Below are 11,874 nucleotides of genomic sequence, written 5' to 3'. Positions count from 1 at the left end.
TCCGTTATTTTGCAGGAATGGAGGAGAGAGCGGCGCCCAGTTCGGGGCAGAACATGTCGTGCAGCAGCGCGAGGATGGCCTCTGCGCGTGGATCGCAAAGCCGGTAATAGACATGCTGGCCAGCCTTGCGGGACGCGACCAGCCCTTCGTCGCGCAGGCGGGCAAGGTGCTGCGACAGGGCCGATTGGCCAAGCCCCACGCGGGCAACCAGATCGTTTACGGGCAATTCACCCGAACTGCCGAGATGGCAGAGGATCAGAAGCCGGTTCTCGTTTGCGAGCGAGCGCAGCAATGCTGTGGCGGCACGCGCCTGCTCGGCAAAGACGCCAGGGGACAGTTCAGTCATCGGTCGAATAAATCCATTAGAGTGTTCTAATTTAGAATTATCTAATGGATTCGCAAGGGCCATGTTATCAGCTCAAAAAAGAGCCCCCGTCCGACAGCGAACGGGGGCAGGCACCGGACCTGGGTGTCAGAATTTGAAGCCGGCGGCGATGCCGTAACGGCGTGGCTCCAGCGTGAAGACATTGGTGAACAGGCCGGTCGAGGCGTCGGTCACATATTGCCCGGTAATCGCCCCGTTGTTGGTCAGGTTCTGGACGAAGCCGCGGACGAACCATTTGTCGTCGGTGCCGTTGAGCTGGAGCGACATGTTGATGACCGAATAGGATTTGATCCGGTCGATCGGACGGTTGAAGCTGCGGGCGAAATAGTCGCCGGTGAAGGCGATGTCGCCGCGGGCGACAAGGTTCATCCCGTTCGACAGGTCATGCGTATATTGCCCGCCCACCGATACCTTGATGTTCGGCGCCTGTGGCAGTTCATTGCCGTCCAGATCGACAGGCACGCCGTCTGTGACGGTGAAGGGCAGCGGCCCGCTTTGCAGGCCGAAGGCGGCGAGCAGCGCGGGCGACGGATTGGCTGCCGTTGCCGCCAGCACGTTGCAGAAGGAGAAGGCGCCCGTCGTATTGGTGCCCGGAACGGCGACTGGCCCCTGCAGTCCCAGCGCGCCGTTGACCGCACCGACAAAGGCGTTGGCGGCGGCGCCATTGGCGCCGGCACCGGGGATGACGACGCAGTTGCTGGCGCCCTGCAGGTTCTTGATGATCACCGTGTCCGAACGGCCGCCCGATGGATCGCGCGTGTCGATCGTCGAGAAATTCTTGATCTTCGACTTGAGATAGCTGGCGTTGATGTTGAACAGCCAGGCCGGGTCGGGCTGGATCAGCAATTCGGCCTCGACGCCGTATATGGTGGCGTCGGTATTGTCGTTGAACGATGTCTTGTTGAGGATGCGGCTGAGCTGCAGATCCTTGTAATCATAGTAGAAGGCGCTGAAATTGGCCCGCAGCGTGCCGTTCATCAGCGTGTTCTTTGTACCGATTTCAAAGGCGTTGATGAATTCGGGCTTGAAGCCGATCGGTGTGTTCGGGAAATCGACCGGGTTGAACGGCGGGTTCACGCCACCCGATTTATAGCCGCGCGAATAGGAGGCGTAGAGCAGGTTGTCGTCGGTAAGCTTGAGGTCGACGACGAAACGCCCGGTGAGTTCGCTGAACTTGACGCGGGCATCGCGGAACAACTGGTCGCCCGGCAGGCTAGGGTCGGCATCATAGGCGCCGGGCGCACGCGGCACGCCGAAAATGTCGGTGGTGCCGACCGGAACCGGGAAGTTGAAGAGGATGTTACGCGCACGAGAGAATTTGCTGTCGTGCGAATAGCGCAGCCCTGCGGTCAGCTTCAGTTTTTCCGAGGCCTGGAAATAGACTTCGCCGAAAACGCCGTAGGATTTGAGCCGAAACAGCGGGTCCGAGACGTCGAAATAAGGGGAGGCGACATAATATTGGCCACCCGACGCCGCACCGCCGAGAACGGCAGTGCCGTAATCAAGCCCGCTCGCCGCGACCTGATAGGTGCCGTTGGTGGTCTTTGAGTCGAGGTAGATACCGCCGAGCAGGAAGTTGAACGGCCCGTCGAAGCGGGAATCGATATGCCCTTCGATCGAATATTGCCGGACCTTGGCGGCGCTGCGGTCATATTCGATGCTCGCCGGGCCGCAGCTGTCGATAAAGCCGCCGCCATAGCCGACGCCGAACGCCCCCGTCGTGTCGGACACGCAGATATTGCCGTTCGAATCGAGCAGCGCTTGGCCAACGGGCGTGTTGCCCAGCACCGCGCGGAAGGTTGGGAGCGCGGCGCCCGTGAAGTTGTTGGCGGCGGCCAGATAATAGTCGGTTCGCGAATCCACCTTGTTTTGCGCATAGCCGCCCGTCACGGTCAGTGCGAAATTATCGCCCAAATCCTGCCGGATCTTGGCCATCGCCTGGATTTCCTCGGCGAAATAGGTCGGGTTGTAATCCAGCCGAACGTTGCGGTTGCCCGATGGCAGCGTCTGCCCCGCAAAGAGATCGGTGCCATAGATGCTCTGGAGCCCGAAGGGGGCCAGAGCCGGCGATCCCGCGATGGACAGGAATTCGCGCGAACTGAGGATAACGCCGAGCGTGGCGTTCGCGTTCACATATTCATCGGCCAGCTTGTCTGGCTGGCAGCCGAGAATGCCTGTCGGATCGCGGTGACAAAGTTGCTTCTGGATGCGCGAGCGGTTGTCCTTTTCGCGGAAATAATAACCGATCAGGTCGATGGTGGTGGAGGCTGACGGTTCGAACCTGAGCGTACCGCGCAGCGCGTAAAGGTCGCGCCCGTCGATGCGGCTGCCGTCATATTCGTTCTTCGTATAACCGTCCCGGTTCAGATAATAGCCCGCGACGCGCAGCCCCAGCGTCTCGCCGAGCGGGATGTTGACCATCCCGTTGATCTTGTAGGAATCGTAATTCCCATATTCGAAGCTGCCCGAGGCGTGAAACTCGGTCAGGTCCGGGCGCGCGGTGATGAAGTTGACCACGCCCGAGGTCGCATTGCGACCATAAAGCGTTCCCTGTGGGCCACGCAGGACCTCGACGCGTTCGAGATCGAAATATTCGGTTTCGAACAATCGGGTCGATACGAGCGGCATGTCGTTGACATGGATGCCGGTCGCCTGATCACACGAAAAGCCGACGCAAAGATCACCAATGCCGCGGATGGTAAAGCTGGATGACGTGAAGTTGGTCTTGGTAAAGGTGACGTTGGGAAGCGTAAGTTGCAGATCTGTTGCGTTGTCTATCTGTTGCTTTTCCAACGTTTCTGCTGAAAAAGCCGAGATGGAAATGGGGACATCCTGAAGTCTTTCGGACTGACGCTGCGCCGTCACGACGATGTCGGCGATACCGAAATCACTGGTTCCCGTATCTTGGGCAGCGGCAGGAGGCGACAGGGCGAGTGCAAGGGTTGACGTGGCAAGCAGGTAACGCTTCTTCATCAGAACATCCCCTCTTTTTGTGTCGCCTCTTTTGAGGCGTGGCCATTGTTTGGCTCAGTAAACGGATTGTTGCGCACATCATCTGGTAACGTCAACAATCGGAAATGGCGTGCTGACTCTGCTAAGCTGTGGCTATGCAACAATTATTAAGACTTTACATCACCAGACATCTGGTCAAATCCAAGTGCCGTAGCGTCAGCTTAATTGTTGCGGTGCAAAAATAATATTTCACGCCAATGCCGAGGCACGGGATGGATTTGTTGGTCCGACCCGGACATGGTAGCGGCGAAGGACTAACAGTGAGGAGTTACATGGAGAGCACCGGTTCACCTGAGAATGGCGACCTCGTCAGTCCGCCCGCCAAGATCGCGGTGCCTGCGGATGTGGAAGAGGCCATTCGCACCCTTTTGCGCTGGGCAGGGGACAATCCCGAACGCGAGGGGCTGATTGACACGCCCAAGCGCGTCGCCCGCGCATGGAAGGAATATTGTCAGGGCTATGACGAAAATCCGTCCTATCATCTTTCCCGGACGTTCGAGGAAGTCGGCGGCTATGACGAGGTCGTGCTGCTGAAGGACATTCCGTTCCAGTCGCACTGCGAACACCATATGGCGCCGATCATCGGCAAGGCCTCGATCGCCTATCTGCCCAAGGACCGGGTTGTCGGCATTTCGAAGCTGGCCCGTGTGCTCCATGGCTTTGCGCGCCGCTTGCAGGTGCAGGAGCGCCTGACCGCCGAAGTCGCCGATTGCATCTGGGAGCATCTCCAGCCCCACGGCGTTGCCGTCGTGATCGAGGCAACCCATGCGTGCATGACTGCGCGCGGTGTCCGTACCCCCGGCGTCGGCATGACGACGAGCCGGATGATGGGCGTCTTCCGCGAGGATGACCGCAGCCGCAAGGAAGTTCTGAGCCTGATGGGCTATTGATCGAATACGGATGGCCGCCTGAGCGCGGCCATCCCGGCACGCGCTTCAGCGTTTCAATCGCACAATAAAAAAGGTCGCCCGAACCGTGGTTCGGACGACCTTTTTTTGATCGCTCGGAAGGATCAGGCTTCGGCCTGCTCTTCCGTTTCCTCTGCGGTCGCCGCGGCGATGTCGCCGGGTTCTGCATTGGGATCATATTCCTCGGTGAAGCCTGCTTCGTCCTTTTCGAACATTGCAGCCATCACGTCGACGCCCTGTGCCTGCAGTTCGGCTTCTTCAGGCGAACGTGCGACGTTCACCTTGACCGAAACCGAGACTTCGGGGTGCAGCGCGATGCGGACGGTTTCGACGCCGATCGCCTTGATCGGGCGTTCGAGGACAACCATCTGCTTCGAGACCTTGGCGCCGTCCGCTTCAAGTGCGTCGACGATGTCGCGGACCGAAACCGAACCATAAAGCTGGCCGGTGTTCGATGCCTGACGGATCAGGGTCACGGTCTTGCCGTCCACGTCCTTCGATGCCGCTTCAGCGTCCGTACGACGGGCTGCGTTGTCGGCTTCGATCTGTGCGCGGTTGGCGTCGAAGATCTTCTTGTTCGCCGCGTTGGCGCGGAGCGCCTTCTTGCGGGGCAGGAGATAGTTGCGTGCAAAGCCGTCCTTGACGGTGACGACGTCACCGATGTGGCCGAGCTTTTCAACGCGTTCGAGCAAAATCACATCCATCGGATCAGCTCCTTACTTCACGATATAGGGGAGGAGCCCGATATGACGGGCGCGCTTGATCGCCTTGGCGAGTTCGCGCTGCTTCTTTGCCGAAACCGCGGTGATGCGGCTGGGAACGATCTTGCCGCGTTCAGAGACGAAACCCTGAAGCAGACGAACGTCCTTGTAATCGATCTTCGGCGCATCCTTGGCGGCGAAGGGGCAGCTCTTGCGGCGGCGGAAAAATGGGCGTGCCATGGTTTAGAGCTCCTTATTCGCTGTCAGCAGCTTCACGACGGGGGCGTTCTTCGCGATTTTCGCGATCGCCGCGGCCACCACGGCGGCCGTCGCGTTCGTTCTTGCGCATCATGACCGAGGGGCCCTGTTCATGGGCGTCGACCTTGATGGTCATATAGCGAATGACGTCTTCGTTGATCGCCGTCTGGCGCTCGAGTTCGGCGACCACGCCTGCGGGCGCGTCGATTTCGAGCATGACATAGTGCGCCTTGCGGTTCTTCGCGATCTTGTACGCGAGCGAACGCAGACCCCAGGTCTCGGTCTTCACGACCTTGCCGTTATTGTCTTCGACGATCTTGGTGGCGGTTTCTGCCAGCGCATCAACCTGGGCCTGAGCCAGGTCCTGACGCGCCAGGAACACGTGCTCGTAGAGAGCCATGCAGGCACTTCCTTGTCTTGGCCGATCGCTGACGCCGCCCCATGCGGACGCCCCTCCGGCTTTCTTTCGTAATACGCAACCGGAGCACAAAGCTGCCGCCTGCGCCCGATTGGCCCGCGCGTTACGCGAAATCGTCTCGCTGTGCAAGCTGCGGACTAGAAATAGACCCGGTTTCGGCCATCCTGCTTGGCGCGGTAGAGCGCGCGGTCGGCCCGGTGCAACAGTCCGCTGGGTTCCTCGCCGCGTTGCAGGTCGGCAATTCCCGCGGAAAAGCTGATCTGCCCGATCTGCTGGCGCGTTTCGCGTGAGGTGAGGTGGTGTTCGGTCAGGTCGACGCGCGCCTTGTCGACAATGCGCTGGGCTTCCCGCGCGTTCCTGCCTTTCAGCAGAATGACGAATTCCTCGCCGCCGTGGCGGGCGACATGGCAATTGCCGTTCGAGATCCGGCTGAGCAATCCGGCGACGAATTTCAAGACGCGGTCGCCCGTCGCATGACCATGCGTGTCGTTGACCCGCTTGAAATGATCGATGTCGCAAAATGCGACGGAGAGGGGCGTCCGGTCATGCTCGCTCTCGGTGATGGCGGTGCGCAGCAGCCGTTCAAACGCCCGGCGATTGGCAAGGCCGGTCAGCGCGTCGCTTTCCGCCAGCTTTTCCGCATGGGAGAGGCGGGACTGCATGTCGGCCATCTGTTGCGACGCATCGCGCAATTGCCTTTCGGCATCGGCGGCCTTCTGAATCATCGTTGATGTCAGGCTGGCGAGTGCCGAGATCGTGCTCGCCGTTTGCCCGGTGCGGTCGATTTCCGCCATCTCGTTGGACAGGGCAGAGCCATAGGCCTTGGCATCGACGCGGGCGCGTTCGATCAGATCGGTGCCGTCGGACAGAAAACCTTGCGCCCTGGTCAGCATTTCGGCGAGATCCTCGGCCGAATCCTGTGCGCGGTACTGGGTCAGAAGCGCCGTCGCGGCCGATGCATCCAGCCGGCCTTCGCGCTCGATGATCGCGCTGACGGCCCGGCCCAACGGACCATGCGGCGCAGTCATATATTCCCAGGCGATGTTGTAATTGTCCGGCGTCGGCGAAAGCTGGTTGGCGCGCAGGAACGCGCCGATCTGGTCGAACTCGGTGTCCGCGTCGGCAGGGGGCGGCGCACTATCGGCGCTCCGCTTGCCGAACAGACGGTTGACGAAGGAAACGCCGCGCCCGTCCTCTTCGCGCGAGCGATCCCCCCAGCGACGGGAGGTGGGTGAAAGCGCACTGGCCTGATCGGCGGCAAGGGTGTCGAAGCTTGTCGTCATGCTGCGAATTGCGATCCCGCTGCCTGTTATCAGGCACATGGCAGTCATGTGCCGTTCATGTTTCTAAACGCCATTGGTTTACAACATATGACCGTGGCTCGGCGCCCCGCTCATTCGTGGCGGAGCGCATCGATCGGGTTGAGCGAGGCAGCCCGGCGTGCGGGGAAATAGCCGAATATCACCCCGATCGCGGCTGAAAAGACAAAGGCCAGCATGTTGATCTGCCAGTCGAACACGAAGGGCACGCCGATACGCGGCGCCGCCAATATGCTGGCGATGAGCGCGAGCAGCAGGCCGATCAATCCGCCAAGGCAGGCAAGTACGACTGCTTCGACGAGGAACTGCATCAACACTTCTCGCCCCACCGCGCCGATGGCGAGGCGGATGCCGATCTCGCGCGTGCGTTCGGTGACGGACACCAGCATGATGTTCATGATCCCGATCCCACCGACCAGCAGGCTGACCGCTGCCACCGCGCCTAGCAGCGCGGTCAGGATCTTGGTCGTGCCCTGCAGCGTTTCGGAAATCTGCTTGGTGTCGAAGATGTTGAAATCGTCCTGCTTGCCGCCGCTGATGTTGCGGCGCTCGCGCAGCAGGCTGGTGATCGAGGATTGCACCGCTGCGGTGTCATAATCGTCGTCCACCGCGACGAGGATCATGCGCACGTCGCGGTTGCCGGTAAAGCGGCGCTGCACCGCCTTGATCGGCATGATCACGATATCGTCCTGATCGCCGAACCCGCCCTGGCCGCGCGTCGCGAGCACGCCGATCACCTCGCACGAAACGTCGCGGATACGAAAGCGCTCGCCGACCGGGTCCTCCCCGCGAAACAGGTTCTGGCGCACGGTGTTGCCGATGACACACACGGCCTTGCCGGCCTGCTCCTCAAGCGTTGAAAAGGTGCGGCCCGACGTCACCTGCCATTGCTGCGCGGCGAAAAAGGCGTTGGTGGTGCCGTTGATCGTGGTGGACCAGTTGGCGGCGTTGCGCACCGCCATGCCCGATGACTGGGCCTGTGGCGCCACCGCACGGACGCCCGCGATCTGATCGCGGATCGCCTCGACATCCTCCATCTTGAAATCGGGCGGCTGGGGGCCGCCACCGCCGCGTCCGAAGCCCTGACCGGGGCGGATCTGCAAGATATTGGCGCCGAGCCCTGCAATTTGTTGCTGCACGGCCTGGGTGGCGCCGTTGCCCAGCGTCACCATCGTCACCACCGCGCTGACACCGATCACGATCCCCAATATGGTGAGAAACGAACGGAGCAGGTGCCGACGGATTTCGCGAAAGGCGAGGGTGATGGTCGTGCCCAGCATCAGCGATGCGCCCCGTTACGGTGTTGACGATCGACCAGCCCGTCGCGGAAATGGACGACGGTATGCGCGAATTCGGCCATTTCGGGCTCGTGCGTCACCATCAATATGGTGATGTTGCTGTCGCGGTTGAGCCCGGTGAGAAGCTGCATGATCTCCACCGATCGTTCGGAATCGAGATTGCCGGTCGGTTCGTCGGCCAGCAACACATCGGGCTGGGTGACGATCGCGCGCGCAATCGCCACGCGCTGCTGCTGTCCGCCCGACAATTCGGCAGGGGTGTGATCCCACCATTCGGCCAGACCAACCTTGTCGAGCGCGGCCATGCTCATCTCATGGCGCTTGCGTCGTTCCTCGCCGCGATACAGCAGGGGAAGTTCGACATTTTCCAGTGCCGATGTCCGCGCGAGCAGGTTGAACCCCTGAAAGACGAAGCCGAGATATTTGCGACGAAGCAGCGCGCGCTGGTCGCGGTTCAATTGTTCGACATGATGGCCGCGAAACAGGAATTCGCCGCTAGTGGGCACGTCGAGGCAGCCGAGAATGTTCATCGTCGTCGACTTGCCCGAGCCCGACGGCCCCATCACGGCGACGAAATCGCCCTGCGCGATGTCAAGATCGACACCTTTTAGCGCCTGAAAGGCGGTGGGGCCGCTACCGAACGTCTTGGTAACGCCGCGCAGCCGGATCAGCGGTTGCTCAGCCACGCGGGCGTCCCTGGCCCTGCGGCTGGGCTCCGCTGCTGCCTGACGCGAGCAGGCCGGTGATGATCTTCATACCGGGCTTCAGGTCCTTGCCCGTCACCTCGGTCTGCGTTCCATTGGTCTCCCCCGTGGTCACCTGAACGGCCTGGGGTTTGCCGTTCGCGCCCAGCGCATAAATGGTACGCTGGCTGCCGCGTCCGATACCCACTTCGCGTTCGGCGCGGTTGCCGCGACGGGGACCACGCGGCACCAAGATGCTGGTGACGCCGCCGGGCTGGGCGCTGCTCGCGGCATCTGGGGTGAAGCGAAGTGCCGCGTTGGGCACCAGCAGCACATTCTTTTTTTCGCTCGTCACGATTTCGGCGGTTGCGGTCATCCCCGGGCGCAGGATCAGCTCGGGATTCGCGACCGAAAGCACCGCTGTATAGGCGACGACCGATCCGCTGCTGCTGGTTGAGGAACTGCTGCTCGACGAAGTGGACGAAGTTGATGCGTTGGCGCCAACGTCGACGCGTTCGATTTGCGCGGGGAAGCTCCGCCCCGGATAGGCGTCGACCGTGAAATCGGCGCGCTGCCCGTCGGTGACCTGGCCGACATCGGCCTCGTCCACCTTCACCTCGAGTTGCATCTTCGACAGATCTTCGGCGATCACGAACAGCACCGGCGCATTGAACGATGCAGCCACCGTCTGGCCCGGCTCGACCTGTCGCGACAACACCACCCCCGTCACCGGGGAGTAGATGAAGGCGCGCGAGAAGTTGAACTTGGCCGAGGACAATTGCGCTCGCGCCTGCGCCACCTGCGCCTCGGCCGCACGCAGATTGGCAGTCGCGCGCTGGGATTCGGCGCGCCCGTTGTCCATCTCGGTTTTCGACGGCACCTTGCCACCCGAAAGCCGCGACACTTCCTCAAGCCGCGCGAGATTGGCGCGCGACTGGACAAGCGTGGCATTGGCCTGGCCCACGCTCGCTTCCGCCGCGGCAAGGCCGGCCTGTGCCTGAACCACCGCATCCTGGAGCCGGGCGGGATCGAGCTTGGCGAGCAACTGCCCCTTGCTGACCCGGTCATTGTTCTGGACGAACACCTCGGTGATGAGGCCGGATTGTTCGGAGCCGACCTCGACCTTGTTGGTTGGCTCGATATTGCCCGTCGCCGAAACGGTAACCGTCAGTGCGCCGCGTTCCACCGAGGCGGTCGCATATTGCGGGCTTTCATCCTTGGCAAAGCTGCGCCAGATCAGCGTGGCAACCAGCACGATAGCCAGTGCAATGGCGCCGTAAACCGCCCATTTTTTCCAGGGCTGTTGCGGCTTCACGCCCAGAAAATCGTCAAGGCTGGCCTGTGCCTCGGTCTGCGCTGCGGGAGCCGAATCGTTCATTGGGTCCGTCCATCCATTGTCTGCCAGCCGCCGCCGAGTGCGCGGTAGAGTTGAACCACCGCCAGCGCTTCGTCCGCGCGGGTCGAAGCGACGCTGTCGCGTGCCGAGAGCAGTGACTGTTCGATCTGGAGCAGTGTCTGAAAATCGCTAAGGCCCGCACGGTACTGGCTGCGCGCCAGGATCGCGGCATTGTTTGCCGCGTCGAGCGCGGTCTGCAGCTCGGTCGCCCGGGTTCGCGAGGCATCGAGCCGTACGAGCCCGTTTTCCACATCTTCGAGCGCGCCCAGCACCGTCTGGCGATAGGCGGCAAAGGCGCCGTCGGCGCTCGCCTGCTGCGCGCGGATCTGCGATCGGGTGCGCCCGCCGTCAAAGATCATCTGCGAAATCCCACCGAACAGTCCGGCGGTGATCACATCGGTCAGCCCGCCCAAGGAAAGCGCGCTGGTGCCGATATTCCCGCTTATCCGCAGCGAGGGATAGAGCGCGGCCTGCGCCACGCCGATCCGCGCGGTCGCGGCCGCCAGCGTGCGTTCGGCACTGCGCACATCGGGGCGCTGGCGCAGGCTGTCGGCGGGAATGCCGGTTGCGATGTCCGTGGGCGCAGCAGGGATGGGCGCTGCGGCTTCCAGTGCCTGTGTCGCGGCGCCGGGGGCCTGGCCGGTCAGCACGGCAAGCCGGTTGAGCGCGCCCGCATAGCTGGTTTCGATCGACGGGATCGACGCCGCAGTACGCGCGCGCTGGGCGCGTGCCTGTTCCTCGTCGAGCGAGGAGACGAGCCCGGCCTGCACCCGCCAGCGCGCAATGTCGAAATTCTCGCTGTCATTTTCCAGCGTGTCGCGCGCGATACGCAACTGCTCCTGGTTCAGGCGAAGCTGGATATAGTTGGTCGCGACTTCGGAGACGATGGCCATGCGAACGGCGGCCAGATCGAATTCGGCGCCTTCGGCATCCGCGCGCGCGGCTTCCACCGAACGGGAAATCCGCCCGAATAGGTCAACTTCCCACGACGCATCGCCGCCGAGTGAGAAACTGCTGCTGTCAGCCTGATTGCTCCGGAAATTGCGTCCACCGCTGGCCGATGCATCGACGCTGGGCATAAAGCCGGCCTTGGCCTGAACCAGGGATTCGCGCGCAATCCGCAGCCGCGCGACGCTCTGTTCAAGATCGAGATTGGCGGTCAGCGCGCGCTGGATCAGCGTGTCGAGCGCGGGGTCGTTGAACTGGCGCCACCATATGGCGAGCGTTTCGGCGGACAGTGGTTCGCCCCCGCCGCGGGTATATTGATCGGGAACGCCAAGATCGATTGCGGTGGTCGGGCGATAGTCCGGCCCGGCCGCACAGCCTGTCAGAAGGGCGCTGGCCCCTAGGGTAAGGACAAGTCTTTTGCGCACCGGCAAGATTACTCCTCAGCGCGAATGAACCGCAAACTAAGCCTGGCCCCGCTTGCGCTTGGCCATCTGGCTATCTAGTCCCTGCCGTAATTGGATTTCCGCGCCAACGAAATTAGTGTCGCG

The 11,874-nt window shown here is 62.0% G+C and carries 11 protein-coding genes; 1 reads left to right on the top strand and 10 read right to left on the bottom strand.

Annotated elements, in window-relative coordinates; all coding sequences use genetic code 11:
* Positions 1–4: 4 nt before the first annotated feature.
* The gene (locus tag QYC26_RS02505) at positions 5–346 is read right to left on the bottom strand and encodes a metalloregulator ArsR/SmtB family transcription factor (protein WP_317513827.1); all 342 of its coding nucleotides are present in this window, start codon (positions 344–346) and stop codon (positions 5–7) included.
* Positions 347–472: 126 nt separating this feature from the next.
* Positions 473–3,358 carry a TonB-dependent receptor gene (locus QYC26_RS02500; RefSeq protein WP_317513826.1) on the bottom strand — a complete coding sequence of 962 codons (2,886 nt, stop codon included), beginning with the start codon at positions 3,356–3,358 and terminating at the stop codon, positions 473–475.
* 311 nt (positions 3,359–3,669) lie between these two features.
* Between QYC26_RS02500 and folE the strand changes: the two genes are divergently transcribed.
* Entirely contained in the window at positions 3,670–4,287 is a 618-nt protein-coding gene (gene folE / locus QYC26_RS02495; protein ID WP_317513825.1) for a GTP cyclohydrolase I FolE, read from the top strand.
* Positions 4,288–4,409: 122 nt separating this feature from the next.
* On the opposite strand, the gene rplI is transcribed toward folE, so the two are convergent.
* The 8 genes from rplI to QYC26_RS02455 all read right to left on the bottom strand — a co-directional run bounded on the left by rplI (position 4,410) and on the right by QYC26_RS02455 (position 11,751).
* Positions 4,410–5,009 (bottom strand): 50S ribosomal protein L9, encoded by a 600-nt coding sequence (gene rplI / locus QYC26_RS02490; protein WP_317513824.1) that lies wholly within the window; start codon positions 5,007–5,009, stop codon positions 4,410–4,412.
* Between the two features lie 12 nt (positions 5,010–5,021).
* On the bottom strand, positions 5,022–5,246 hold the full coding sequence (gene rpsR, locus QYC26_RS02485) for a 30S ribosomal protein S18 (protein WP_237364913.1): 225 nt from the start codon (positions 5,244–5,246) through the stop codon (positions 5,022–5,024).
* Positions 5,247–5,259: 13 nt separating this feature from the next.
* Positions 5,260–5,664, bottom strand: coding sequence for a 30S ribosomal protein S6 (gene rpsF, locus QYC26_RS02480; protein ID WP_317513823.1), 405 nt, complete (start codon positions 5,662–5,664; stop codon positions 5,260–5,262).
* A gap of 155 nt (positions 5,665–5,819) precedes the next feature.
* Positions 5,820–6,965 carry a GGDEF domain-containing protein gene (locus QYC26_RS02475; protein ID WP_317513822.1) on the bottom strand — a complete coding sequence of 382 codons (1,146 nt, stop codon included), beginning with the start codon at positions 6,963–6,965 and terminating at the stop codon, positions 5,820–5,822.
* 110 nt (positions 6,966–7,075) lie between these two features.
* Complete coding sequence (locus tag QYC26_RS02470) at positions 7,076–8,281, bottom strand: ABC transporter permease (protein WP_317513821.1); 1,206 nt, start codon at positions 8,279–8,281, stop codon at positions 7,076–7,078.
* Positions 8,281–8,985, bottom strand: coding sequence for an ABC transporter ATP-binding protein (locus tag QYC26_RS02465; protein WP_317513820.1), 705 nt, complete (start codon positions 8,983–8,985; stop codon positions 8,281–8,283). Before QYC26_RS02465 ends, QYC26_RS02470 begins: the two co-directional genes overlap by 1 nt.
* Positions 8,978–10,360: an efflux RND transporter periplasmic adaptor subunit gene (locus tag QYC26_RS02460; RefSeq protein ID WP_317513819.1), complete on the bottom strand. Its 1,383-nt coding sequence runs from the start codon at positions 10,358–10,360 to the stop codon at positions 8,978–8,980. Before QYC26_RS02460 ends, QYC26_RS02465 begins: the two co-directional genes overlap by 8 nt.
* Complete coding sequence (locus tag QYC26_RS02455) at positions 10,357–11,751, bottom strand: efflux transporter outer membrane subunit (protein WP_317513818.1); 1,395 nt, start codon at positions 11,749–11,751, stop codon at positions 10,357–10,359. The genes QYC26_RS02460 and QYC26_RS02455 overlap by 4 nt, the downstream gene beginning before the upstream one ends.
* Positions 11,752–11,874 lie beyond the last annotated feature (123 nt).

The sequence above is a fragment of the Sphingomonas sp. C3-2 genome, from assembly GCF_033025475.1.
Taxonomy (GTDB): Bacteria; Pseudomonadota; Alphaproteobacteria; order Sphingomonadales; family Sphingomonadaceae; genus Sphingobium_A.
The sequence above is the reverse complement of the archived record's forward strand: the minus strand, read 5'-3'. Positions and strand labels throughout refer to the sequence as shown.